Origin of the sequence: Kocuria oceani (assembly GCF_029524215.1) — a bacterium.
Lineage (GTDB): Bacteria > Actinomycetota > Actinomycetes > Actinomycetales > Micrococcaceae > Kocuria > Kocuria oceani.
This window is the reverse complement of sequence record NZ_JARAMH010000007.1, coordinates 18913-43787: the sequence shown is the minus strand read 5'-3', so window position 1 is coordinate 43787 and position 24875 is coordinate 18913. Positions and strand designations below refer to the sequence as shown.

Sequence of the window (24875 nt, the reverse complement as noted above, 5' to 3'; positions counted from 1 at the left end):
CGTGTGACGGCCGCGGAGTCCGGCGGCGGACCGGCAGGAGTCCGGCAGGCGGCGGGCCGGTCCGACCGGGGGCACGGGTCCTGTGACGGCGGAGGACCCCGACCGGCCGGTCGGGGTCCTCCGGGTCGCCACGGCGGAGGGGCGCTCAGTCCTGACCGGCGGGCCGGCCGCTGCTGAGGTCCTCGGCCTTGACGCCGACGCCCACGACGGTCGGCCCGTGTCCGGCGGGAGCGCGCTGCGGGAGCTCCGCGGCGGTCGTCGCCTCGTGCCGCCCGCCCTCGGCAGCGGCCGCCTGACCGGCGGTCACCTGGGCCTCCCCCGGCCGGGCGGCCGGGGCCGAGGCACGGCGGGAGCGGCGGCGCGGGCGCGCCGGCTCCGCAGGCGCCTCGGCCGGCGTCCCGGAGGCGGGCTCGGCCGGGGCCTGGCTCGTGGCCCGCCGCTCCCGGGCGGGGGCCTGCGCCGGCTCGGCCGTCGCGTCCTCGGGCTCGGCGGCGGGAGCCCCGGCGTCGTCGGCGGCCGCGGCGGTCCGCTGCTCCGGCCCCCGCTGGTCGAAGGCCTCAGCCAGCGAGTCCAGGCTCAGCCGGGGTGCCTCGGCGGGCTCCTCGGCGACGGGCGCGTGGCCCTGCGGCAGCTCGATGACCTCGCCCTTGATCGTCAGGCGGGAACCCTGCTCGGCCGCGGGCTCCTCCACGGCGGGCGCGGGCTCGGCCGGGGACCGGGTGTCCCCCTCATCCTGCTGCTCGGCGGCGGTCTCCGCGCCCTGGCCGCGGTTGCGGCTGCGCTTGCCGCGGCGCTTCTTCCGCGAGCGACCGGAACCCTCCGGGCGGGACTCGGCCGGGGCGGCCGGCTCCTCGGCGCGGGGCGGCTCCGCCTCCTCCGAGGCCTCGTGGTGGGTCGCGGCCGCGATGGTCGCGAACGCCGTGCGCGCGGCCTCGGCCTTCGCCTTCTCCGCCGGATCCGGCTCGGCGCTCCGTGCCTCCGTACGGGCGGGCTGCTGCTCGCCCTGGCCGCGGCGGTTGCGCTTGCGGTCGGTGCGGTTGGGCCGCTGGTCGCGGGTCTCGCCCGGGACGCCGCCGGTGCGGCCCTCCAGCGGGTGGTCGTGCACGACGACGCCGCGGCCGGCGCAGTGCTCGCAGGGCTCGGAGAACACCTCGAGCAGGCCGGTGCCCATGCGCTTGCGGGTCATCTGCACCAGCCCCAGGGAGGTCACCTCGGCCACCTGGTGCTTGGTGCGGTCCCGTCCCAGGCACTCCACCAGCCGGCGCAGCACGAGGTCACGGTTGGACTCGAGCACCATGTCGATGAAGTCGATGACGATGATGCCGCCGATGTCCCGCAGCCGCAGCTGCCGCACGATCTCCTCGGCCGCCTCCAGGTTGTTCTTGGTGACGGTCTCCTCGAGATTGCCCCCGGACCCGGTGAACTTGCCGGTGTTGACGTCGACGACCGTCATGGCCTCGGTCCGGTCGATCACGAGCGAGCCGCCCGAGGGCAGGAAGACCTTGCGCTCGAGAGCCTTCTGGATCTGTTCCTCCACACGCTGGTTCACGAACAGGTCCTCGTCCTCGTCCCACTTCTGGAGCCGGTCCAGCAGGTCCGGCGCGACGTAGGTCACGTACGCCTCGATGTTGTCCCACGCCTCGTCACCTTGGACGACCATTGTGGTGAAGTCCTCGTTGAAGACGTCGCGGACGGTCTTGATGGTCAGGTCCGGCTCCGCGTACAGCATCTCCGGGGCCAGGGTCTTCGTGGAGCCCGCCCGTTCCTGGATCTGCTCCCACTGGGCCCGCAGCCGGTTGATGTCGTGGGTGAGCTCCTGCTCGGAGGCGCCCTCCGCGGCGGTGCGCACGATGACGCCCGCCCCGTCCGGCAGGCGGTCCTTCAGGATCTTCTTCAGCCGGGCGCGCTCGACGTCGGGCAGCTTCCGGGAGATCCCGGTCATCGAGCCGCCCGGGACGTAGACCAGGTAGCGGCCGGGCAGGGAGATCTGGCTCGTGAGCCGGGCGCCCTTGTGCCCCACCGGGTCCTTGGTGACCTGCACGAGCACCGAGTCCCCGGACTTCAGGGCGACCTCGATCCGGCGCGGCCCGCCCTCGAGGCGGGAGGCGTCCCAGTTGACCTCGCCGGCGTAGAGCACCGCGTTGCGGCCCCGGCCGATGTCGATGAACGCCGCTTCCATGGAGGGCAGCACGTTCTGCACCTTGCCCACGTAGACGTTGCCGATCAGAGAGTCCTGCTGCGTGTGGGAGACGAAGTGCTCGGCCAGCACGCCGTCCTCGAGGACGCCGATCTGGATCCGGTTGTCCTTCTGCCGCACCAGCATCCGCCGTTCGACGGACTCGCGGCGGGCGAGGAACTCGGCCTCGGTGATGACCTGCCGGCGGCGGCCGGTCTGGCGGGACTCCCGCCGGCGCTGCTTCTTGGCCTCGAGCCGGGTGGAGCCCTTCACCGCCACGACCTCGTCGACCGTGGCGCTCTCCGCGGCACGCGGGGCGCGGACCCGTGTGACGGTGTTGGGCGGGTCGTCGTCGCTGCCGCCCACCAGCTCCATGTCCACGTCCCCGCGCCGCCGGCGCCGGCGGCGACGGCTGGTCACGCCCCCGCCGGTGCTCTGCTCCGCCTCGTCGGCCTCCTCGGCGAGCTCCGCCGCCTCGGCCTCGGCCCCGTCGCCCGGGTCCTCGGCGGTCGCGTTCTCCTCCTGCTGCCGGCGCCGGGCCTCGCGGCGGCGGGCCGCGCGCTGCTGCGCGGCCTCGCGCAGTTCGTCGAGGTCCGGCGCGTGGAACATGAGAGAGGTCGCGGTGACGGCGGCGGCCAGCGCGGTGTCGGGCTCCGCCGGCTCCTCGGCGGCGTCGGGCTCCTCCTGCCCGGAGCCGTCCGGGCTCGGCACGGGACCCTCCTGGGAGGCGTCCGGCGCGGGCGGTGCGGCGGCCTCGGCCCCGGCAGGCCGGCGGCCGGAGCCGGCCGGTTCCTGCGCGGAGCTCGCAGCGGCGGCCTCCTCGGCGGGCGGGGCGGCGGCAGCCGGGGCATGGCCGTCGGCCTCCGACACGGAGCCCGTGCGGGGAGCCTCCTCCGCGGACGCGGCGGCGGCATGCGGGGCGTCGCCGTGCGGGTCCGACGCGGAACCCGTGCGGGGAGCCTCCTCCGCGGGCACGGCGGTGTCCTCGGCGGCGTCCTCCGCGGTGTCCTCGGCGCTGTCCGCGGCGGACGGCGAGTCTCCGACCGCGGGGGCCGCGTCCTGGTCCGCCGGCGCGGCGCTCTCGCCGAGGTCCTGGGCCTCACCGGCCGGCTCGATCTCCTCGCCGGCCTGCGCGGCCCCGGGCGTGCCCGGGGCCGGGCGGCTCGGGGCGGAGACCTCCTCGGCCACCGCGCCCGGCGTCTCGTCGCCGGGCACGGCGGTGCCCGGCGCGACGTCGAGCGTGTCGGTCCCGGCGGCGTCGCCGTGCGCCGGGGCGGAGGGCTGCGCTCCGGCGGGCTCGTCGAGGACGTCGCCCGGCGTCTCCGCCAGGGTCCCGGGGGCGATGTCGGCCGCCCGGTCCACGGCCGGGGGTTCCCGGCGCGCGTCGTCCGATGTGTTCTGCTGACCAGCGTCCAGGGCGTCCTGCGCCCCGTCCTGGTTCACCTGTTCGGCATCCATATACAGCTGTGCTCCATGCCGCGGTACGCCGTCCGTACCCGGTCCCCGCAGCGGCTTGGTCGGCGTTTCGCCGGTGGGGTCCACGCGGCGGCCAGAAGTCCTGTGCGTACCCGCCGCGTCCCGCACGCCACGCGAACGGGCGGGGACGGCAACGAGCCAGTCCGGGGCTCCGAGCCGCTGCTCGCAAGGGCAACGGTCTTGGGCCGGCGGCGGACGCGCTCAATCCGATGAGAGCCGCGGGTCCTGCCGACCGGCGTCGAAGTCCGGCTGGGCCGAGATTCCGCGTACGGGCGGGCTCGACCGTGGTCAGTATCTCACAGACGCCCGGCTCCGACCCGGATTGCGCTCGTCACCGCCCGCAACCGGCCCGCCGCGCTCCCCGGGAACTCCGGGACGCATCCCCTAGGATCGGGCCTGTGACCACCTCTGCCTCAGCCCTCGACGACTCCCCCGCCCAGCGCTCCGAGCCCGCCGCGCGCGCCGACCGGCGCTGGGGTCTCGTGGCCCTCGTGACCGGCCTGCTCGGCTTCTACGGCGCGGCCACGCTGGTCTACGAGCGGGTCCAGCTCTTCCTCGACGCCGGCCACCGCACCAGCTGCGACATCAACTCCTGGCTCTCCTGCGGCACGGTCATGCGCACCCCGCAGGCCGAGGCCTTCGGCTTCCCCAACCCCTTCATCGGACTCGTCGCCTACGCGGTCGTGGTGGCCGTGGCCCTGGCGGTGCTTGCCGGGGCCCGGTTCGCTGCCTGGTACTGGTGGGGCGTGCAGATCGGGGTGACCCTCGGGTGGCTGTTCGTGCTGTGGCTGTGGTACCAGACCACGTTCGAGATCAACGCCCTGTGCCTGTACTGCATGCTCGTCTGGGTGATGCAGACGGTGCTGGTGGTGCAGACCACCGCCCGCAACCTGCGCGCGGGCGTCCTGCCCGCCCCTGCCGCCGTGGCGCGGGGGGCGGAGCAGTGGGCCTGGTTCGCGGCCGCCGCGCTGCTCGTGCTGATCTTCGGGACGGTGCTGATCCGCTTCGCCGGCGTGATCTTCCCGGCCTGACCTGTCCGGGCTGAACCGCTCGGGCTGGATCGCTCGGACCGAATAGCTCGGGCCGAATCGCGGTGCCCGCCCGGGCGCGGCGCCGGGTGCGACGACGGCGGCCCGCCTCCCAGCAGGGAGGCGGGCCGCCGTCGTCGCACCCGGCGCTCAGGCGAACCAGATGCCGATCTCGCGCTCGGCGGACTCCGGGGAGTCCGAGCCGTGCACGATGTTCTGCTGGACCTTCAGGCCCCAGTCCCGGCCCAGGTCGCCGCGGATGGTGCCCGGTGCGGCGGTGGTCGGCTCGGTGGTCCCGGCCAGCGAGCGGAAGCCCTCGATCACCCGGTCGCCCTCGACGACGGCGGCGACCACGGGCCCGCTGAGCATGAACTCCACCAGCGGCTCGAAGAAGGGCTTGCCCCGGTGCTCCGCGTAGTGCTCCTCGAGCACGGCGCGCTCCGCGTGCAGCAGCCGCAGGTCGGCCAGCCGGTAGCCCTTGGCCTCGATCCGGGCGAGGACCTGGCCGGTGAGGCCGCGGGCCACCCCGTCGGGCTTGACGAGGACGAGGGTGCGTTCCGTGGTCATGAGGATCCTTCCGGAGGACGGGTCTGGGATGTCGGTGCCCAGCCTATCCGTCCGGGTGCTCGCGCTCCCACTGCGCCTGGGCCGCGTCGCGGGCGGCGTTCTCCCGGTCCAGCCGCGCCCCGGTGCGCACCGCGTACCACCACGCCAGGGCGGACAGCACGCCCACCACGAACATGGCGGGGAGCACGAAGCCCGTGGCGATGAGCACGACCTGCAGGACCCAGCCCAGGGTGTACCCCCAGGGGCGGGCCAGCACGGCGGGGGCCAGCAGCAGGACGACGGCGAGGACGCAGCCGCCCGCGAAGATCGCCGTGCGCGTGCTGTCCCCCGTGTCCCGGCCGAGGATCCCGTAGGCGGTCAGGGCGGCGAAGAAGGCGATGAACGCCTCCATGACCAGCACGGAGGAGGCGAACATCGTGCGGATCGAGCGGCGGGGGCGGGGCTGCCCGGGACGCCACTCGCGCTGGGCCTTGGTCATGCGTGCCACGGGGAACGGTTCCTCTCCTGCGGATGGGCCGGTGGAAGGGCCTGCGGACGGGCCCGGGGACGGGCCGGCGGCGGGGCCGCCGGGTGCGGGGCGCGGTGCGCGGTCACAGGCCCAGCAGGGTCCGGGCCTCGCCGACCACCGTGATCGAGCCGGTGACGAGCACCGCGCCGTCGAACTCCGGGCGGCCGGCCGCGTCCTGGACCGCCTCGGCCACGGCGTCGTCGAGCGTGCCCACGGCGTGCACCACGTCCTCCGGGAAGCCGAGGTCCACGGCCAGTTCCGCGAGCTCCTGCGGGTCGACGGCCCGCGGCGAGGAGGAGCGGGTGAACCAGAACTCCGTGTGGAACTCCTCGTACTCGTCCAGCAGCACCCGCAGCATCGCCTCGGCGTCCTTCTCGTGCAGCACGCCCACCACCAGGTTGAGCTTGCCGAAGGTGAAGGCCTCCTTGAGGGCGGCGGCCGCGGCGGTGAGCCCGTGCGGGTTGTGCGCCGCGTCGAGGAGCACCGGCGGGGCCTTCCGGGCCAGCTCGAGGCGCCCCGGGGACTCCACGGCACCCAGACCGGCGCGCACCAGCTCGGGGTTGAGCTCCTTGTCGCCGCCGCCCAGGAACGCCTCCACGGCCGCCACCGCGGTCGCCGCGTTCTCCGCCTGGTGGACACCGAACAGCGGCAGCAGCACCTCGGGGTAGCGCCCGGCCAGGCCCTGCAGGGAGAGCACCTGCCCGCCGACGGCCGTGGCGCGGGACTCCACGCCGAACTCGACGCCGCCGAAGCGGAACGGGACCCCCAGCTCGCGGGCCCGGGCCAGGAGCACCTCGGCGGCCTCGGGGGCCTGCGGGGCGGAGACCAGGAACCCGTGGGGCTTGAGGATCCCGGCCTTCTCCGCGGCGATCTCCGCCACCGTGTCGCCGAGCATGTCGGTGTGGTCGAGGTCGATCGGGGTGACCACGGAGACCACGGCGTCGGCCACGTTCGTGGCGTCCCAGGAGCCGCCGATGCCGACCTCGAGCACGACCACGTCGACCGGCGCGTCGGCGAACACGGCGAACGCGAGCGCGGTGACCGTCTCGAAGTAGCTGAGCCGGGGCTCGCCGCGCTCGGCCAGCTCGGCGTCGACGAACCCCAGGTACGGGGCGATCTCGCCGTAGACCCGCACGAACGTCGCGTCTTCGACGGGCTCCCCGTCCACGCTGATCCGCTCGGTGACCCGGGCCAGGTGCGGGCTCGTGTAGCGGCCCACGCGCAGGTCGTGGGCCAGCAGCAGGGCCTCGATCATCCGGGCGGTCGAGGTCTTGCCGTTGGTGCCGGTCAGGTGGATGACCGGGGCGGCGCGCTGGGGTTCGCCGAGCACCTCCATGGCCCGGCGCATCGCGTCCAGGCGCGGGGCCATCCGGTTCTCGGGGGCGCGCTCCAGCAGCCGGGCGTAGACCTCCTCGACGGTCGAGGCGTCCCCGGCCTCCGCGAACGGGGCGCTCACGCCTGCACCGTCCCGGCGCCGGTGGTGGCCGGGCTGGCCGCGCCGAGCACGGCGACGTCCACGGAGGGCTCGCCCACCCGCAGCTCGAGCTCGGTGGCCAGCGTCTCGCCGGCCACGAGCGCCCGGTGGGCCTCCAGGGCGGCGACCGTGCGCGCGTCGGCGGTGACCACGGCGCGGATCCGGTCGGAGACCCGCAGGTCGGCGTCCTTGCGGGCCTGCTGGATGGCCCGCACCATGTCCCGGGCGGTGCCCTCGGCCTCGAGCTCGGGGGTGAGCTCGGTGTCCAGGACCAGGAAGCCGCCGCCGGGCAGCACGGTCACGGCGCGGGAGCCGGCCGCGGCGTCCGCGGCCACGACCGTCTCCAGCTCGTACTCGCCCTCGTGCAGCACGACCCCGCCGGCGGTGACGGTGCCGTCCTCGGCGGTGGACCAGTCCCCGGCCTTGGTCGCCCGGATCACCGTCTGCACGCCCTTGCCCAGGCGCGGGCCCGCCGCGCGGGCGTTGACCTTCAGCTGCTGGGAGATGCCGAACTGCTCCGCGGAGGCCTCTGCCGCGTTGAGCAGGGTCACCGACTTCAGGTTGAGCTCGTCGGCGACGATGTGCTCGAAGGTGCCCGCGAGCGCGTCGCCGCCGGGGACGACGACGGTCATCCCGGCCAGCGGCTGGCGCACGCGCAGCCTGTGGGCCTTGCGCAGGGCGGAGCCGGCCGAGCAGATGCCGCGGGTGGTCTCCATCCGCTGCACCAGGGCGGTCTCCGCCGGGAACAGCGACGCGTCCGGCCAGTCGGTCAGGTGCACGGAGCGCCCGGCCGTGAGCCCGCGCCAGATCTCCTCCGTGACCAGGGGCAGCAGCGGGGCGGCCACGCGGCAGACGGTCTCCAGGCAGGTGTACAGGACGTCGAAGGCGACGGTGTCCTCGTCGAAGAAGCGGTCCCGGGAGCGGCGCACGTACCAGTTGGTGAGGGTGTCCATGTAGGCGCGCAGGTGCTCGGCGGCACCGGAGACGTCGTAGCGGTCGAAGGCGTCCTTGACGTCGGTCACGAGCCGGCCGGTGGCCGCGAGCACGAAGCGGTCCATGACGTTGCCGGACTCGTGGCGGGTGCGCGCCTCGTACCCGGCGCCGCCGTTCGCGGCGTTCGTGTAGAGGCCGAAGAAGTGGTACACGTTCCACAGCGGCAGCATCATCTGCCGCACGCCGTCGCGGATGCCCTGCTCGGTGACGACCAGGTTCCCGCCGCGCAGGATCGGGCTGGACATCAGGAACCAGCGCATGGCGTCGGCGCCGTCCCGGTCCAGGACCTCGTTGACGTCCGGGTAGTTGCGCAGGGACTTGGACATCTTCTGCCCGTCGGAGCCCAGCACGATGCCGTGGCTGATGACGTTGCGGAACGCGGGCCGGTCGAACAGCGCCGTGGCCAGGATGTGCAGGGTGTAGAACCAACCGCGGGTCTGGCCGATGTACTCCACGATGAAGTCGCCCGGGTTGTGGGTCTCGAACCACTCCCGGTTCTCCATCGGGTAGTGCACCTGGGCGTAGGGCATGGAGCCGGAGTCGAACCAGACGTCCAGGACCTCGGGCACGCGGCGCATCGTGGAGCGGCCCGTGGGGTCGTCCGGATTGGGCCGGGTCAGCTCGTCGATCCACGGCCGGTGCAGGTCCACCTCGCCGCGGTCGTTGCGGGGCACCCGGCCGAAGTCGGCCTCCATCTCGGCGAGGGAGCCGTAGACGTCGCGGCGCGGGTGCTCGGGGTCGTCGGACTCCCAGACCGGGATGGGCGAGCCCCAGTACCGGTTGCGGGAGATCGACCAGTCGCGGGCGTTCTCCAGCCACTTGCCGAACTGGCCGTCCTTGACGTTGTCCGGGATCCAGTTGATCTGCTGGTTGAGCTCGACCATCCGGTCCTTGATGCGGGTGACCTCCACGAACCAGGAGGACACGGCCCGGTAGATCAGCGGGTTCCGGCAGCGCCAGCAGTGCGGGTAGGGGTGCTCGTAGGTGGCCTGGCGCACCAGCCGGCCCTGGGCCTTGAGGTCGCGGATCACCGTGCGGGCCACGTCCTTGTCGAAGACGTTGCGCCCGGCGATCCCGGCCAGCGGCGCGCCCGGGGCGAGCCGCTCGTCGGCGAAGGTGCGGTGGAAGACGCCGGACTCGTCGAGGGAGAGCACCACGGGGATGTCGTAGCGCGCGCAGACGTTCTGGTCGTCCTCGCCGTAGGCCGGGGCCTGGTGGACCAGCCCCGTGCCGTCGGTCGTGGTGACGTAGTCGGCCACGACGAACTGCCAGGACGTGCCCGTGCCGAAGCGCTCGGCGTCGGCGTAGTAGTCCCACAGCCGCCGGTAGCGCAGCCCCTCGAGGTCCGCCCCGCGGTGGCGGGCGGTCACGGCGGCCGCCGCCGCGGCGGCGGGGTCCTCCTCCTCGCCCCAGCCCAGGTCCTTGGCGTAGGCGCCCAGCAGCTCCTCGGCGATCAGGAAGCGGCGGCCCGCGAGCTCCCCGGCCCCGGGGACCACCGCGTAGACGATCTCCGGGCCCACGGCGATCGCCTGGTTGGTCGGCAGCGTCCACGGCGTGGTGGTCCAGGCGAGGGCCTCCACCCCGGCCAGCTCGGCGGCCAGTTCGGGCCGGACCGCCCAGGAGGCGTCGTCGAGCACGGGGAAGGTGACGGTGACGGTCTGGTCCTGGCGGTCCTGGTAGACGTCGTCGTCCATCCGCAGCTCGTGGTTGGACAGCGGCGTCTCGTCCTTCCAGCAGTAGGGCAGCACGCGGTAGCCGGAGTAGACGAGGCCCTTGTCGTCGAGCGCCTTGAACGCCGCGATCACGGACTCCATGTACTCGGGGTTGAGGGTCTTGTAGTCGTTGTCGAAGTCCACCCAGCGCGCCTGGCGGGTCACGTAGTCCTGCCACTCGGAGGCGTACTTCATCACGGAGGACCGGCAGGCGTCGTTGAACGCCGCGACGCCCATCCGCTCGATCTCCTCCTTGTCGGCCATGCCCAGCTGCTTCATGGCCTCCAGCTCGGCGGGCAGCCCGTGGGTGTCCCAGCCGAAGCGGCGCTCCACCCGGCGGCCCTGCTGGGTCTGGTAGCGGGCCACGAGGTCCTTGACGTAGCCGGTGAGCAGGTGGCCGTAGTGGGGCAGGCCGTTGGCGAAGGGAGGGCCGTCGTAGAAGACGAACTCGTTGGAGCCGTCCCGGCCGGGATCGCGCTGGTCCACGCTGGCCTGGAAGGTGCGGTCCTGCGCCCAGTAGGCGAGGACCCGCTCCTCGACGGCCGGGAACGCGGGGGCCGCGGGCACGCCGCGGGCGGCGGGGTCGGTGGTCGCCTTGGGGTAGACGGGCTGGTCTGACACGGGGTCCATCCTCGTTCTGACGTCGGTGCTGCTCGTGCGGGTCAGGATGCAAGGACGCTGCCGGCCGGTCGCCCGGGGCGGAACGCGGTACCACCTCGCTTGCGGTCCGCTCCCCCGGGAGGATCCCCGGGGGGAGGCGGGCCGCCGCTCGTTGACTGCTGTGACGGGCTTACCCGTTCGGTTCTACTGGGGTCCCTCCCGCGGCGGGCGGGACCTGTTCTTCCGAAGGCTCCCCGGTGATGGCCGGATCGACGCCGTGATGACTGCTCCCAGCTTAACCCACGCGCGGGCCGGTGCCGAGGCCGGGGCTCCCCCGGACCGGGCCGGGCCTCATGAGAGACTGGTCGGCATGGCTGACAACACGCAGGGCACAGACACGCCCGCACCGACGACCGTGACCGTTCCCGACAAGCCCGCGCTGGAGGGACTGGAGCAGACGTACTCGCGGAAGTGGCGCGAGGAGGGCACCTTCGCGTTCGACGAGGACACGACCCGCGAGCAGGTCTACTCGATCGACACTCCCCCGCCGACCGCCTCCGGCTCCCTCCACGTCGGCCACATGTTCTCCTACACGCAGACCGACGTGATCGCCCGCTACCAGCGGATGAGCGGCAAGAACGTCTTCTACCCGCTGGGCTGGGACGACAACGGCCTGCCCACCGAGCGGCGGGTGCAGAACTACTACGGCGTGCGCTGCGACCCCGCCCGGCCCTACGTGGAGGGGTACCGCCCGCCGGAGAAGCCCGCGAAGAACCAGCGCGACTGGGACGTGGTCTCCCGCCGGAACTTCATCGAGCTCTGCGAGGAGCTGGCGGTCGAGGACGAGAAGGTCTTCGAGCACCTCTTCTCCACCCTGGGCCTGTCCGTGGACTGGACCCGCACCTACCGCACGATCGACGCCCGCTCCCGGGCGGTCTCCCAGCGCGCCTTCCTCGAGGACCTGGCCGCGGGCCACGCCTATCTCGCCGAGGCCCCCACCCTGTGGGACGTCACCTTCCGCACCGCCGTGGCCCAGGCCGAGCTGGAGGACCGGGAGCGGGAGGGCTTCTACCACCGGGTGGCCTTCCACCGGCCCGACGGCGGGACCGTCCACATCGAGACGACCCGCCCCGAGCTGCTGCCCGCGTGCGTGGCCCTCGTGGCCCACCCCGACGACGAGCGCTACCAGCCGCTGTTCGGCACCACGGTGCGCTCCCCGCTGTTCGACGTCGAGGTCGAGGTCCGGGCGCACCCCCTGGCCAAGCCGGACAAGGGCTCCGGCATCGCGATGATCTGCACCTTCGGCGACCTCACCGACGTCACGTGGTGGCGCGAGCTGGAGCTGCCGACCCGCGCGCTGGTCGGCCGTGACGGCCGCTTCGCGAGCGAGACCCCGGAGTGGATCGCCGCCGGGTCCCCGGCCGAGCACTACGCCCGGGTGGCCGGCAAGACGGTGTTCTCCGCCCAGCAGACCGTCGTGGAGATGCTGCGCGAGTCCGGGGACCTGGCGGGCGAGCCGCAGAAGGTCGTGCACCCGGTGAACTTCTACGAGAAGGGCGACAAGCCCCTGGAGGTCGTCACCTCCCGGCAGTGGTACATCCGCAACGGCGGCCGCGACGCCGAGCGCCGCGACGCGCTGCTGGCGCGGGGCCGCGAGATGGACTGGCACCCCTCGTTCATGCGCTCCCGGTACGAGAACTGGATCGAGGGACTCAACGGCGACTGGCTGATCTCCCGCCAGCGCTTCTTCGGGGTGCCGTTCCCGGTCTGGTACCGCCTCGACGGCGACGGCAACCCGGACTACGACGCCCCCGTCCTGCCCGCCCACGACCAGCTGCCGGTGGACCCGGCCGCCGAGCCGGCCCCCGGCTTCGACGAGTCCCAGCGGGACCAGCCGCACGGCTTCACCGGCGACCCGGACGTGCTCGACACCTGGGCGACGTCCTCGCTGACCCCCCAGATCGCCACCGGCTGGCCGTTCGACGAGCAGCTGCACGCCAACACGTTCCCGATGGACCTGCGCCCGCAGGGCCACGACATCATCCGCACCTGGCTGTTCTCCACGGTCGTGCGCTCGGAGTCGCTGGCCGGCACGGTGCCCTGGACCAACACCGCGCTCTCCGGGTGGATCCTCGACCCGGACCGCAAGAAGATGTCCAAGTCCAAGGGCAACGTGGTCGTCCCCACCGAGGTGCTCGAGAACTACGGCGCCGACGCGGTGCGCTACTGGGCCGCCTCGGCCCGCCTGGGCGCGGACACGGCCTACGACGAGGGGCAGATGAAGATCGGCCGCCGGCTGGCGATCAAGCTGCTCAACGCCTCGAAGTTCGTCCTCGCCCAAGGCGTCACGGAGGCGTCCGTGCTCGGCGCCGGGGCGTCCGCCGACGTGCTGACCGAGCCCCTGGACCGGGCGCTGCTCGCGCAGCTGCGCACCGTGGTGGAGCGCGCCACCCAGGCCTTCGCGGACTACGAGTACGCCCGGGCGCTGCAGCTCACCGAGCAGTTCTTCTGGACGTTCACCGACAACTACGTCGAGCTCGTCAAGGACCGGGCCTACGGGGCCCGCGGCGAGGCCGCGCAGGCCTCCGTGCACGCCGCGCTCGCCACCACCCTCGACGCCCTGCTGCGGCTGTTCGCCCCGGTGCTGCCCTTCGCCACGGAGGAGGTGTGGTCCTGGTGGCGCACCGGGTCCGTGCACCGGGCCGCGTGGCCGGCGGCCGACGCCTTCGCCGCGGCCGTGGACGGGGCCGATCCGGAGATCCTCACCACCCTGGGCGAGGCGCTGTCCGGACTGCGCAAGGCGAAGTCCGAGGCCAAGGTCAAGCAGCGCACCGCCGTGCGCTCGGCGACCATCGGCGCCCCCGCCGAGGACGTGGCCCGGCTCGAGGCCGGCCTGGACGACCTCCGGGCCGCCGGTAACGCCGCGCAACTCTCGCTCGTGGCCGGGGACGAGGGCCTCAGCGTGCGCGACGTGGAGCTGGCCCCCGCCGAGGAGCCGGCGCGGTAGACGCCCCGGGCACGGAGGAAGCCCCCATGGCCGTCCATGGGGGCTTCCGCCGTGCCGGGTCCGGCGCGGCGCCGCTCCCGGGGGCGTGGCGGAGGCTCAGGAGAAGACGGGGCCCTGCTCCCGCCCGCGCTTGAGCTCGTAGAAGCCCGGGTACGAGGCCAGGGCCAGGGAGCCGTCCCAGATCCTCGCGGCCTCCTCCCCCGTCGGGGCGGGGGTGAAGACGGGGCCGAAGAACCCGGTGCCGTTGACCGCGATGCAGGGGGTGCCGATGTCCTGCCCGGCGACCGCCTGGGCGGCCTCCGTGGAGGCGCGCAGCGCCCCGTCGAACGCGGCGGAGTCCTTGGCCGCCGCGAGCTCGGCGGGCAGCCCGACCTCCGCGAGCGACTCGGTGATGATCTGCTCCAGGTCCTCCATGCCCCCGGGGTGGCGGCGGGTGCCCATCGCGTCGTAGAGCTTCTTGCGCTGCTCGTCGCCGTGGGCGTCCGCCGCGGCCTCGACCACGCGCACCAGCCACATCGACTCCTCGTGGCCGTGGTGGTGGTTGTCCGGGTTCTCCTCGTTGAGGATGCCGAGCGAGATGATCCGCCACGTGACCTCCACGTCGCGGCGGGACTCCACCTCCTCCATCCAGCGGGAGGTCATCCAGGCCCAGGGGCACAGGGGATCGAACCAGAAATCGACCTTGTCCGTCATCAGCTTCCTCTCCTCGCGGGTGCGCCCGCCGGGACCGGCGGGCGCCTCACGGAGTACAAGCCACGGATCAGGCGGTTTTGTTCCGGTTCTGCTCCTCACGGATCATCTCGTGGGTGATGACCTCCGGCTCGGCCCGCTTGGCCACGGCCTCGGCGGTGACGAGCACGGCGGCGATGTCCTCGCGGCTGGGCAGCTCGAACATCACCGGCTGCAGGACGTCCTCGAGGATGGCGCGCAGCCCGCGGGCACCGGTGCCGCGCTGGATCGCCAGCTCGGCGACGGCTTCCAGCGCGTCCGGGTCGAAGGTCAGCTCGACGCCGTCGAGCTGGAACATCTTCCGGTACTGCTTCACCAGGGCATTGCGCGGCTCGGTGAGGATCCGGGTGAGGTCGGCGACGGTGAGCTCCCGCAGGGTGGTGACCACGGGCAGGCGGCCGATGAGCTCGGGGATCAGGCCGAACTTCAGCAGGTCCTCGGGCATGACGTCGGCCATCACGTCCCGGCGGGGGCCGCTCTCCCGCAGCGCGGCGCCGAAGCCGATGCTGGTGTGCCCGGCGCGGGAGTCCACGATGTCCTCGAGCCCGGCGAAGGCACCGGCCACGATGAACAGCACGTTCGTGGTGTCGATCTGGATGAACTCCTGCTGGGGGTGCTTGCGCCCGCCCTGCGGCGGCACCGAGGCGACGGTGCCCTCGAGGATCTTCAGCAGCGCCTGCTGCACCCCCTCCCCGGAGACGTCGCGGGTGATGGAGGGGTTCTCGGACTTGCGGGAGATCTTGTCGATCTCGTCGATGTAGATGATGCCCGTCTCGGCCCGCTTGACGTCGTAGTCCGCGGCCTGGATGAGCTTGAGCAGGATGTTCTCCACGTCCTCGCCCACGTAGCCCGCCTCGGTGAGGGACGTGGCGTCGGCGACGGCGAAGGGGACGTCGAGCCGGCGGGCCAGCGACTGCGCCAGGTACGTCTTGCCGGAGCCGGTGGGTCCGACGAGCAGGATGTTGGACTTGGCGATCTCCACGTCCTCGTCACCGGCCGCGGTGGCCAGGGACAGGGGCTTGCCGTTCTCCCCGGCCCGGACCCGCTTGTAGTGGTTGTACACCGCCACGGACAGCGCCCGCTTCGCCGTCTCCTGCCCGATGACGTACTGGTGCAGGTGCTGGTAGATCTCGTGGGGCGTGGGCAGCTCCTGCTGCTCGAGGTCCTTGACCTCGCTCAGCTCCTCCTCGATGATCTCGTTGCACAGCTCGATGCACTCGTCGCAGATGTAGACGCGTGGGCCCGCGATGAGCTTGCGGACCTGCTTCTGGCTCTTGCCGCAGAAGGAGCACTTGAGCAGATCCGCGGTCTCGCCGATGCGCGCCATGAATGAGTCCTCTGGTCGGGTACGGAAATCCTCGTCCAGGATAGGCGAGGACCGGGGCCCGCCCCAACACCGGGACGCCCCGGTGCGCCACGACCGGGAGGGTCGCGGCGCACCGGGGCTCCGGCGGGACGGGTGCCGCGCGTCAGACGGTGACGGTGGCGGGCTTGTGGATCTTGCGGGACTCCAGGACGTGGTCCACGATCCCGTACTCCTTGGCGGCGGCCGCGGTGAGGATCTTGTCGCGCTCGATGTCGCGGTTGACCTCCTCGGCGCTCTTGCCGGAGTGCAGGGCCAGGGTCTCCTCGAGCCACTCGCGCATGCGCATGATCTCGTTGGCCTGGATCTCGATGTCGGAGGCCTGCCCGCCGCCCTGACCGGACATGGCCGGCTGGTGGATGAGCACGCGGGCGTTGGGCAGCGCCAGGCGCTTGCCCGGGGTGCCGCCGGCCAGCAGCACGGCGGCCGCGGAGGCCGCCTGCCCGAGGCACACGGTCTGGATCTCCGGGCGGATGAACTGCATGGTGTCGTAGATCGCGGTCATCGCGGTGAACGACCCGCCCGGGGAGTTGATGTACATGGTGATGTCCCGGTCGGCGTCCTGGGCCTCGAGCACCAGCAGCTGGGCCATCACGTCGTCGGCCGAGGCGTCGTCGACCTGCACGCCCAGGAAGATGATCCGGTCTTCGAACAGCTTGGTGTAGGGGTTCTGCCGGCGGTACCCGTAGGGGGTGCGCTCCTCGAAGTCGGGGAGCACGTAGCGGCTGGTGGGCAGGGCGGCCGCGGAACCGGCCGTGGACGAAGGTCCGTAGGTGTAGGTCATCGTTGAGATCCTCGAGAGTCTGGGGTGCTTGCCGGGTCGTGGGGGCGGGACCGCCGAGGTCCTAGTCCTGGTCCTTCATGGTCCCGCCGCCGCCGGTCATGGTCCCGGCCGAGCTGGCGATGCGGTCGAAGAAGCCGTAGTCCAGGGCCCGCTGGGCGTCGAACCAGTTGTCCCGGTCGTTGTCGCGGAGGATGGTCTCCAGGCTCTGGCCGGTCTGCTCGGCGGTGAGCTCCGCCAGGCGCTGCTTCATCGACAGGATGAGCTCGGCCTGCACCCGGATGTCCGAGGCGGTGCCGCCCATGCCGCCGGAGGGCTGGTGCATCAGGATCCGGGCGTTGGGGGTCGCGTAGCGCTTGCCCTTGGTGCCGGAGGAGAGCAGGAACTGTCCCATCGAGGCCGCCAGGCCGGTGGCCACGGTCACGACGTCGTTCGGGATGAGCTGCATGGTGTCGTAGATCGCCATGCCCGCGGTGACGGAGCCGCCCGGGGAGTTGATGTACAGGAAGATGTCGGCCTGCGGGTCCTCGGCGGAGAGCAGCAGCATCTGGGAGCAGATGAGGTTCGCGTTGTCGTCGCGCACCTCGGAGCCCAGCCAGATGATGCGCTCCTTGAGCAGCCGGTTGTAGACGTAGTCGTCCTGGCCGCCCATGGGGGCGCCGCCCTGCAGGCGCGGGGCGGTGGAGGTGGCGTGGGTCGAGCCGAACGGCGACTCGTGAGCGGAGGTCATGAAACAGTGCCTCTTTCGTCCGTGTGGTCCGGTGATCTCTGAACAGAACACTAGTGCCCGGCCCGCGCCGGAACCGGTCCGCGCCGGGGTTGTTCGCTGATGGCGCATGGTCGCCGTCGGCGGGCCCGGCGACGGCGAAGGCGCCGCCGTTCCGGGGAACGGCGGCGCCTTCGCGCGGGGTTCAGGACCTCACTTGGCCGAGTCCGCGGAATCCGCCGAATCGGCCGACTCCGGGGACTCGGGCGAGTCCGCCGACTCCTCGTCGGTGCCGGGGGTCGGGGCGGCGGTGGTCTCCTTGGGGGCGACCTCCTCGGCCTGCTCCTCGGCGCCCTGCTCCTCGCCCTGCGGGCGGACGAACTCGGAGAGGTCCACCGCGTTGCCCTCGGTGTCGGTGACCGTGGCGTACTCCAGGACCTTGGCCAGGGCCTTGCGGCGGCGGACCTCGCCGACCATCAGCCCGGCCTGGCCGGAGGAGTCCAGCAGCTGCGCGAACTGGTTCGGGTCCATGCCGTACTGCTGGGACATGTTGATGATGTAGTCGATCAGCTCGGACTGCTCGACGCCGATCTCCTCGGCCTCGGCGACCGCGTCCAGCACGATCTCGTTGCGGAAGGCGTCCTCGGCGTTCTTCCGGACCTCGTCCCGGTGCTCCGGGGAGTCGTGGTCGGCCTCGGCCTGCGGGTTGTCGAAGTGCTGGGCGATCTGCTCGTCGATCACGGCCTGCGGCACGGGGATCTCGACCAGCGAGAGCAGCTTCTCCAGGACCTTGTCGCGGGCCTCGACGCCCTGCTCGACGACGGTGCCCTCGGCGGCCTGCTTCTTCAGGTCCTCCTTGAGCTCCTCGATGGTGTCGAACTCGGAGGCCAGCTGGGCGAACTCGTCGTCGGCCTCGGGCAGCTCGCGCTCCTTCACGGCGGTGACCTTGACCTTGACGGTCGCGTCCTCGCCGCTGTGCTCGCCGCCGGCGAGCTTCGTCTCGAAGGTGGCGTCCTCCCCCGCGGACAGGCCGGTGATGGCCTCGTCCATGCCGTCGAGCATGGTGCCGGCGCCCACCTGGTAGGACAGGTCGTTGGCGGCGTCGACCTCCTCGCCGTCGACCAGGGCCTGCAGGTCGAGGGTGACGAAGTCGCCCTCGACGGCCGGGCGGTCCACGGTCTTGAGGGTGCCGAAGCGACCGCGCAGCTCGTCGAGGGCCTTCTGCTCGTCCTCGGCGGAGGCCTCGCGGGCGTCCACCTCCACCTCGAGGCCCTTGTAGTCGGGCAGCTCGATCTCGGGGCGCACGGCGACGTCGATCTCGACCTTGGTGTCGGCCTCACGGTTCGTCTCGTCCGGCTTGGCGACGACCTCGACCTGCGGCTGGGTCAGGGGGGTGATCCCGTTCTCGGTCAGGGCCTGCTGGAAGAAGGTGTTCAGCCCCTCGTTGAGCGCGTTCTCGACGACGAAGTCGAAGCCCACGCGCTGCTCGATCAGCCGCGCCGGGACCTTGCCGCGGCGGAAGCCGGGGACCTGGATCTGGTTCCCGAGCGACTTGTAGGTCTCGTCGATGAACGGCTTCAGTTCCGCGAACGGGACGTCCACGACGATCTTGACCTGGGTCGGGTTGAGTTTCTCGACGGCGCTCTTCACTTCCGCTGCACTCCTGAGTGGTAGGTCGGGTGGGTGTTCTGGGGCCGTGCTCCGGCCCGGGACAGTCGGAGAGGCGGCTGCCCGGTGGGCCGGGCAGCCGCTCCAACGTCGGGGCGACAGGACTCGAACCTGCGATCTCCTGCTCCCAAAGCAGGCGCGCTAGCCACTACGCTACGCCCCGGTACCTGCAGCCTCGGCTGCAACGACTGCGGTCCGGTGCACGGGCACGGACCACCGGCGAGTCTACCGGCTGGGCGGACGGGCCCGCACCTCGGCCCGCCGCGGCCGCTCCGCGGGGTCCTCCCCGGGCCGGCCCCGGCACGGGGAGGGCGGCCGGGGATTTGACACCGCACGCGCCGGGCCGGTTAATGGAAAGGCCCGCCGCGAGCGGGCGCCGGGGATGTAGCTCAATGGTAGAGCCTCAGTCTTCCAAACTGATTACGCGGGTTCGATTCCCGTCATCCCCTCCCTGCACGTTCCTGTGCCCGAACGCCCCGGTCCGCTCGGACCGGGGCGTTCGTCGTCGGCGCGACGCCGGCACCCCGCACCGGCCCGCTCGCCGGGCCGGGCGCGGCCGGGTCAGCGGACCAGGCCGACCACCTGCCAGAGCCGACCGCGGTGGGCGTGGACGGGGCGCAGCCCGTGGGCGCGCAACACCTCCAGCATCGCCTCGGGCGGGTGCAGGTAGTTGCGGAACGAGCGGCCGGTGAGCCGGTAGAACGCGTTGACCAGGGCGAGGGACGCCCGGATCCCCGGGGTGTCGGGCGGGAAGCTGAGCACCAGCAGCCGCTGCGCGTGGTCGGCCGCGGCCGCCAGCAGCCGCTCGTGGTCGGGATAGCAGCACACCACCCGGTGCAGCACGACGACGTCGTGGGCCGCCACCGCTCCCGGGTCCACCGCGATGTCCAGCTGCCGGCGCACCGTGCGCCCATCGACCCCGGCCGCCGCGGCCAGCGCGGCCGCCTCGGTCTCGTAGGAGTCCACCAGCTCGAGGTTGGTCGTGCGGGCCGCGCCGCGGCGCAGCAGCTCCAGCTGCACCTCGCCCACCCCGCCGCCGATCTCGAGCACGGACGCCCCGTCCACGCCCTGGGCGGTGAGGAGGTCCAGCAGCCGGCGGGTGGTCCGGTCCGGGCCGCGCAGCCGGTACCGGGCGGCGAGCCCGCGGGCCACCCGGGGCCCGAAGACGCTCGCGTAGTTCGCGGGGCCGCAGCAGCCGGACATGGCACCAGGATATCCCCGGCCGAGCCCGCGGCCCACGGCCGGGAGCCCCCAGGACCGGCGGCCCGAGACCGGCAGCCCAGGGCGGGCGGCCCAGGGGCGGGCGGCTCAGGCCTGGCAGGCGGGGCACCAGTAGAGGCCGCGGCCGGCCAGCTCCCCGGTCGCCACGGGGGTCCCGCACCGCCGGCAGGGCTGCCCGGCGCGCCGGTAGACGTAGTGGGCGTGCTCGGGCCGGGCCGCGGTCTCGTCCACCCCGGGACGGTCGGCGGGGTCCGTGGTGACGATCCGCCCCAGCCGGGCGCCGACGCGCATCAGGGCGACGTTCTCCGCCCACAGCCGCCGCACGGTCCGCTCGTCCAGCGACCGGCCGGGCCGCAGCGGGTCCACCCCGCACCGGAACAGCGACTCCGCCCGGAAGATGTTGCCCACCCCCGCCAGCACGGCCTGGTCCATGAGCAGCACTCCGACGGGCCGGCGGCTGCTCAGCACGGCGGCCACGAACGGCTCCGGGTCGGCGCCGGGGTCCAGCGGGTCCGGACCCAGCCGGGCCCGGGCAGCCTCGGCCTCCGCGCGGCTCTCGAGCACGCACAGCGTGGGCCCGCGCAGGTCGGCCCAGCCCTCGTCGCCGACCAGGCGCACCCGCACCGCGCCCACCGGGGCGGGCGGACGCAGCCGGCCGGTGGGGGCAGCGGCGTCGTCGCCGGCCTCCCGCTCGCCGATCCGCCGCGGCGCCCCGATGGAGGAGGCCCCGCGGAACCGCTCGGTGCCGCCGAAGCTCCACGCCCCGTACAGGCCCAGGTGGGAGCGCAGCACCCGGTCCCCGGCGAAGTCGAGGAACAGCTGCTTGCCGTGGGCGCGGGCGCCCTCCAGGACGGCGCCGTCGAGGGCCGCGGCCCCCTCCGCGAACCGGCCCTGCGGGGAGCTGACGGCCAGGGACTGGCCCACGAAGCAGTCCGCGAACTGGCGGGCCAGCCGGTGGACCGAGTGGCCCTCCGGCACTCAGGCCTCCCGGGCGGCGGGGAACTCCCGCGGGCGCAGCTCCTCGAGCCGGCCCGCCACGGTCCCGGTGGTCTCGTACTCGGCGATCTGGCCGATCCGCCGCGCGTGGCGCTCCTCGCCGGAGAAGGGCTCCGCGAGGAACGCCTTGACGATCTCCAGCGCCTCCTCCCGGGGGTGCTGGCGCCCGCCGACGGCCACGACCTGGGCGTCGTTGTGCTGGCGGGCCAGCCGGGCGGTGTCCAGGTTCCAGGCGAGGGCGGCGCGGATCCCGCGGACCTTGTTGGCGGCGATCTGCTCGCCGTTGCCGGACCCGCCCAGGACGATGCCCAGGGAGGCCAGGCCCGCCTCCCGGTCCTCGCGCACGGCGCGCGCGGCGCTGATGCAGAAGGCGGGGTAGTCGTCGAGGGCGTCGTACTCGGCGGGGCCGTGGTCGACGAGGTCGTAGCCGTCGGCGACGAGCTCCTCGACCAGGTAGCGGGAGAGGTCCAGGCCGGCGTGGTCGGTGGCGATGTGGACGCGCATGGGCGGCGTGCTCCTGGGGTTCGCGGGAACGGGGCGGGATCGTGGCGGGATCCGCGGGCGCGGACCGGCCGCCCACCAGCGTAGTGGCTGGCGCGCGGGGCCGGGCCCGGGACGTCCTCCGGCGGGGAGGGTGACCCGGCTGACATAATGGACGGAATCCCTGCGGCCCACCGGCCGTGGGCGCCCCCTGCCCCCGACGAGAGGACGGCACCGAAGTGCCCGGAACCAACCTGACCCGCCAGGAGGCGGCCACGCGGGCCGAGACCGTCGCCGTGGACGCCTACGACGTGGTCCTGGACCTCACCCGCGGCGAGCGCCTCTTCCGCTCGACGACCACCGTGCGCTTCCGGGCCGTCCCGGGCGCCTCGACGTTCATCGACGCGATCACCGACACGGTGCACTCCGTGGTGCTCAACGGGAGGGAGCTGGATCCCGCGGAGGTCTCCGACGGGGCGCGGATCCAGCTGCCGGGCCTGCAGGACGAGAACGTGCTGACGGTGGAGGCGGACTGCCGGTACATGAACACCGGGGAGGGACTGCACCGGTTCGTGGACCCGGTCGACGACGAGGTTTACCTCTACACCCAGTTCGAGGTGGCGGACACCCGCCGGATGTTCGCCGTGTTCGAGCAGCCGGACCTCAAGGCGCGCTTCGCGTTCACCGTCACGGCCCCCGCGCACTGGACCGTGGTCTCCACCCAGCCCACCCCGGAGCCCGTGCCGGCCGGTCCCGGCGCGGCCACGTGGTCCTTCTCCCCCACGCCCGTGGTGCCCTGCTACGTCACGGCTCTCATCGCCGGCCCCTACGCCTCCGTGCACGACGAGCTGGTCAGCGCCGACGGGCGCACGGTGCCGCTGGGGCTGTACGCCCGGCGCTCGCTCATGGAGCACGTCGAGGCGGAGGAGATGTTCGGCATCACCAAGCGCGGCTTCGAGTTCTTCGAGGCGCAGTTCGGGATGCCCTACCCCTTCGAGAAGTACGACCAGCTCTTCGTCCCGCAGTTCAACGCCGGGGCCATGGAGAACGCCGGGGCGGTGACCTTCGTGGAGCTCTACGTGTTCCGCTCCCGGCCCACGCAGGCGCGCGTGGAGCGGCGGGCGATCACGATCCTGCACGAGCTGGCGCACATGTGGTTCGGGGACTTCGTGACCATGCGCTGGTGGAACGACCTGTGGCTCAACGAGTCCTTCGCGGAGTTCATGTCCACCCTCGCCGCGGCGGAGCACACCCGCTACACGGACGCGTGGACGACCTTCGCGGCCGGGGAGAAGTCCTGGGGCTACGAGCAGGACCAGCTGCCCACCACGCACCCCATCAAGGCCGAGATCCGGGACCTCGAGGACGTGCTGGTCAACTTCGACGGCATCACCTACGCCAAGGGCGCCTCGGTGCTCAAGCAGCTCGTCGCGTGGGTCGGCCAGGAGCAGTTCATGGCCGGGCTGAACCGGTACTTCCGGGAGCACGCGTGGGGCAACACCGAGCTGCGGGACCTCATGGTCCGGCTCGAGGAGGCCAGCGGCCGGGACCTGGAGCAGTGGTCCGCCAAGTGGCTCGAGACCGCCGGGGTGAACACCCTGACCCCGGTGCTCGAGACCGACCAGGACGGGGTGATCCGCTCCTTCCGGATCGAGCAGACCGCTCCCGAGGAGCACCCGACCCTCCGCCCGCACCGGCTGGCCATCGGGTTCTACGACCACGACGGCGAGCAGGGCAAGCTCGTGCGCACCCACCGGGTGGAGCTCGACGTCGACGGGCCCGTCACCGAGGTGGCCGAGCTGGTCGGCCGGGAGCTGCCGGACCTGGTGCTGCTCAACGACGACGACCTCGCCTACGCGAAGATCCGCCTCGACGAGTGCTCCCTGGACACCGCGCTCACGCACCTGAAGAACTTCGAGCAGACCCTGCCCCGGGCCCTCGTCCAGGCCTCCGTGTGGGACGGCGTGCACGACGGCGAGACCCCCGCCCGCCGCTACGTGGAGCTCGTGCTGGGCAACATCGCCCACGAGACGGACTCCACCGGCATCCAGGTCCAGCTGCGCCGGCTGGAAACGGTGCTGGAGGGCTACGTGGCCGAACCGGTGCGCGAGGCCGTGCAGCAGGACGCCGCCGACCGGCTGTGGCGGCTCACCGAGGAGGCCGGGGCCGGGTCCGACCAGCAGCTGCAGTTCCTCAGGGCCTTCGCCCGGCACGCCCGAACGGCCGAGCAGCTCGACGTGCTCGAGCAGCTGCTCGACGGGAGCCGGTCCCTGGCGGGCCTGGCGATGGACACCGACCTGCGCTGGGCCGTGCTCACCGCCCTGTGCGCCGGAGGACGCCTCGGGGACGAGGCGGTGGACGCGATGCTCGCCGAGGACAACACCGAGAACGGCGCCATCGCCGCGGCCCGCGCCCGCGCCGCGGTCCCCACGGCCGAGGCCAAGGCGCGGGCCTGGGAGCAGATCATGGTGACGGGCTCGCTGCCCAACTCCATCCAGGAGGCGGCGATCGACGGGTTCCGCACGGCCGCCGACCCGTCCCTGCTCGAGCCCTGGGCCGAGCGGTACTTCGCGGCGATGCCCGAGCTGTGGCGCACCCGCACCCACGAGCTCGCCCAGCAGATCGCCGTGGGGATGTACCCGAACATCCCCGCCCCGCGGACCGTCGACGCCACGGACGCGTTCCTGGCCGGGCTGCCCGAGGAACTGCACGGGCTGCGCCGGCTCGTGTTCGAGCAGCGCGACGCCACCGCCCGCGCGGTGCGCGGCCAGGCCGTGGACGCCCGGTACGAGGTGGCGCGGGCATGAGCGGCGAGCAGAGGCCGCCCGGGCCCGTTCCTGAGTCCTCCGGTGAGCCCGGGGGCGCCCCGCGCACGGACCCCGCGGCCGCGGCCCCGCCCGGGTCTCGGTCCTTCTCGGTGGGGGCGCCGCTGTCCCAGCTGCGCCGGCCCGTGCCGCAGGTCGGCGACGAGCGGCAGGAGGCCGAGGCGGGCACGTCGGCGTCGTTCTACGAGCAGGTCGGCGGGCACGAGACGTTCGTGAAGCTCGTGCACGAGTTCTACGCCCGGGTGGCCGAGGACGAGCGGTTCCGGGCGCTGTACCCGGAGGACGACCTCGGCCCCGCCGAGGAGCGGCTGCGGATGTTCCTCGAGCAGTACTGGGGCGGGCCCACCACCTACTCCGAGCAGCGCGGGCATCCGCGGCTGCGGATGCGGCACATGCCGTTCCCCGTGGACGTGTGGGCCCGGGAGACCTGGTTGAAGCACATGCGCGCGGCCCTGGACACCCTGGAGCTCTCGCCGCTGCACGACGGGATCATCTGGGACTACTTCGACCGCGCCGCCCACGCCATGATCAACCGTCCCGGCTGAGCCCGGGTCCGCGGCGGCGG

General features: G+C 73.1%; 17 protein-coding genes and 2 tRNA genes. 5 read left to right on the top strand and 14 right to left on the bottom strand.

Features of this window, described 5'->3' with window-relative positions; genetic code table 11:
- Nucleotides 1–145: 145 nt before the first annotated feature.
- Nucleotides 146–3634, bottom strand: a complete 3489-nt coding sequence (locus PU704_RS09380; RefSeq protein ID WP_277551125.1) for an Rne/Rng family ribonuclease — start codon at nt 3632–3634, stop codon at nt 146–148.
- A 416-nt stretch (nt 3635–4050) separates the two neighbouring features.
- On the opposite strand from PU704_RS09380, the gene PU704_RS09375 reads away from it, so the two are divergent.
- The gene (locus PU704_RS09375) at nt 4051–4683 is read left to right on the top strand and encodes a vitamin K epoxide reductase family protein (protein WP_047803370.1); all 633 of its coding nucleotides are present in this window, start codon (nt 4051–4053) and stop codon (nt 4681–4683) included.
- A gap of 147 nt (nt 4684–4830) precedes the next feature.
- Here the strand turns inward: PU704_RS09375 and ndk are convergent, their stop codons facing one another.
- From ndk to ileS, 4 genes are all read right to left on the bottom strand, one after another.
- Complete coding sequence (gene ndk, locus PU704_RS09370) at nt 4831–5247, bottom strand: nucleoside-diphosphate kinase (protein ID WP_047802265.1); 417 nt, start codon at nt 5245–5247, stop codon at nt 4831–4833.
- Nucleotides 5248–5290: 43 nt separating this feature from the next.
- Nucleotides 5291–5734, bottom strand: a complete 444-nt coding sequence (locus PU704_RS09365; protein ID WP_277551124.1) for a DUF4233 domain-containing protein — start codon at nt 5732–5734, stop codon at nt 5291–5293.
- A 103-nt stretch (nt 5735–5837) separates the two neighbouring features.
- Nucleotides 5838–7211: a bifunctional folylpolyglutamate synthase/dihydrofolate synthase gene (locus PU704_RS09360; RefSeq protein ID WP_277551123.1), complete on the bottom strand. Its 1374-nt coding sequence runs from the start codon at nt 7209–7211 to the stop codon at nt 5838–5840.
- Nucleotides 7208–10564, bottom strand: a complete 3357-nt coding sequence (gene ileS / locus PU704_RS09355) for an isoleucine--tRNA ligase (RefSeq protein ID WP_277551122.1) — start codon at nt 10562–10564, stop codon at nt 7208–7210. Before ileS ends, PU704_RS09360 begins: the two co-directional genes overlap by 4 nt.
- Before the next feature lie 340 nt (nt 10565–10904).
- Between ileS and valS the strand changes: the two genes are divergently transcribed.
- Nucleotides 10905–13541, top strand: a complete 2637-nt coding sequence (valS, locus tag PU704_RS09350; protein ID WP_277551121.1) for a valine--tRNA ligase — start codon at nt 10905–10907, stop codon at nt 13539–13541.
- 96 nt (nt 13542–13637) lie between these two features.
- On the opposite strand, the gene PU704_RS09345 is transcribed toward valS, so the two are convergent.
- The 6 genes from PU704_RS09345 to PU704_RS09320 form a co-directional block, all read right to left on the bottom strand.
- A complete protein-coding gene (locus PU704_RS09345) occupies nt 13638–14234 on the bottom strand; it encodes a mycothiol-dependent nitroreductase Rv2466c family protein (RefSeq protein WP_277551120.1) in 597 nt (198 codons plus the stop codon).
- A 67-nt stretch (nt 14235–14301) separates the two neighbouring features.
- Nucleotides 14302–15597 carry an ATP-dependent Clp protease ATP-binding subunit ClpX gene (gene clpX / locus PU704_RS09340; RefSeq protein WP_277551119.1) on the bottom strand — a complete coding sequence of 432 codons (1296 nt, stop codon included), beginning with the start codon at nt 15595–15597 and terminating at the stop codon, nt 14302–14304.
- A gap of 142 nt (nt 15598–15739) precedes the next feature.
- Nucleotides 15740–16417, bottom strand: a complete 678-nt coding sequence (locus tag PU704_RS09335) for an ATP-dependent Clp protease proteolytic subunit (protein WP_047804602.1) — start codon at nt 16415–16417, stop codon at nt 15740–15742.
- Nucleotides 16418–16478: 61 nt separating this feature from the next.
- The gene (locus tag PU704_RS09330; RefSeq protein WP_047804601.1) at nt 16479–17144 is read right to left on the bottom strand and encodes an ATP-dependent Clp protease proteolytic subunit; all 666 of its coding nucleotides are present in this window, start codon (nt 17142–17144) and stop codon (nt 16479–16481) included.
- 189 nt (nt 17145–17333) lie between these two features.
- Nucleotides 17334–18770, bottom strand: a complete 1437-nt coding sequence (gene tig, locus PU704_RS09325; protein ID WP_277551118.1) for a trigger factor — start codon at nt 18768–18770, stop codon at nt 17334–17336.
- A gap of 108 nt (nt 18771–18878) precedes the next feature.
- Nucleotides 18879–18951, bottom strand: a tRNA-Pro gene (locus PU704_RS09320).
- Between the two features lie 215 nt (nt 18952–19166).
- Between PU704_RS09320 and PU704_RS09315 the strand changes: the two genes are divergently transcribed.
- A tRNA-Gly gene (locus PU704_RS09315) sits at nt 19167–19237 on the top strand.
- Nucleotides 19238–19349: 112 nt separating this feature from the next.
- Here PU704_RS09315 and PU704_RS09310 read toward each other — a convergent pair.
- The 3 genes from PU704_RS09310 to PU704_RS09300 form a co-directional block, all read right to left on the bottom strand.
- Complete coding sequence (locus PU704_RS09310; RefSeq protein ID WP_277551117.1) at nt 19350–19991, bottom strand: class I SAM-dependent methyltransferase; 642 nt, start codon at nt 19989–19991, stop codon at nt 19350–19352.
- Nucleotides 19992–20096: 105 nt separating this feature from the next.
- Nucleotides 20097–20987, bottom strand: coding sequence for an Fpg/Nei family DNA glycosylase (locus tag PU704_RS09305; RefSeq protein WP_277551116.1), 891 nt, complete (start codon nt 20985–20987; stop codon nt 20097–20099).
- Complete coding sequence (locus PU704_RS09300) at nt 20988–21509, bottom strand: ribose-5-phosphate isomerase (protein ID WP_277551115.1); 522 nt, start codon at nt 21507–21509, stop codon at nt 20988–20990. It abuts the gene before it with no gap.
- Nucleotides 21510–21724: 215 nt separating this feature from the next.
- On the opposite strand from PU704_RS09300, the gene pepN reads away from it, so the two are divergent.
- Together pepN and PU704_RS09290 are read left to right on the top strand one after the other, a co-directional pair.
- Nucleotides 21725–24292, top strand: coding sequence for an aminopeptidase N (pepN, locus tag PU704_RS09295; RefSeq protein ID WP_277551114.1), 2568 nt, complete (start codon nt 21725–21727; stop codon nt 24290–24292).
- A 143-nt stretch (nt 24293–24435) separates the two neighbouring features.
- Complete coding sequence (locus tag PU704_RS09290; protein ID WP_047804609.1) at nt 24436–24855, top strand: globin; 420 nt, start codon at nt 24436–24438, stop codon at nt 24853–24855.
- Nucleotides 24856–24875: the final 20 nt, after the last annotated feature.

What these genes read in the sequence shown, in the direction of transcription:
- PU704_RS09380 (WP_277551125.1), bottom strand. Translation starts at nt 3,634, where the DNA reads ATGGATGCCGAACAGGTGAACCAGGACGGGGCGCAGGACGCCCTGGAC.
- PU704_RS09335 (WP_047804602.1), bottom strand. Translation starts at nt 16,417, where the DNA reads ATGACCTACACCTACGGACCTTCGTCCACGGCCGGTTCCGCGGCCGCC.
- valS (WP_277551121.1), top strand. Translation starts at nt 10,905, where the DNA reads ATGGCTGACAACACGCAGGGCACAGACACGCCCGCACCGACGACCGTG.
- PU704_RS09330 (WP_047804601.1), bottom strand. Translation starts at nt 17,144, where the DNA reads ATGACCTCCGCTCACGAGTCGCCGTTCGGCTCGACCCACGCCACCTCC.
- ndk (WP_047802265.1), bottom strand. Translation starts at nt 5,247, where the DNA reads ATGACCACGGAACGCACCCTCGTCCTCGTCAAGCCCGACGGGGTGGCC.
- ileS (WP_277551122.1), bottom strand. Translation starts at nt 10,564, where the DNA reads ATGGACCCCGTGTCAGACCAGCCCGTCTACCCCAAGGCGACCACCGAC.
- PU704_RS09345 (WP_277551120.1), bottom strand. Translation starts at nt 14,234, where the DNA reads ATGACGGACAAGGTCGATTTCTGGTTCGATCCCCTGTGCCCCTGGGCC.
- PU704_RS09300 (WP_277551115.1), bottom strand. Translation starts at nt 21,509, where the DNA reads ATGCGCGTCCACATCGCCACCGACCACGCCGGCCTGGACCTCTCCCGC.
- clpX (WP_277551119.1), bottom strand. Translation starts at nt 15,597, where the DNA reads ATGGCGCGCATCGGCGAGACCGCGGATCTGCTCAAGTGCTCCTTCTGC.
- PU704_RS09310 (WP_277551117.1), bottom strand. Translation starts at nt 19,991, where the DNA reads ATGTCCGGCTGCTGCGGCCCCGCGAACTACGCGAGCGTCTTCGGGCCC.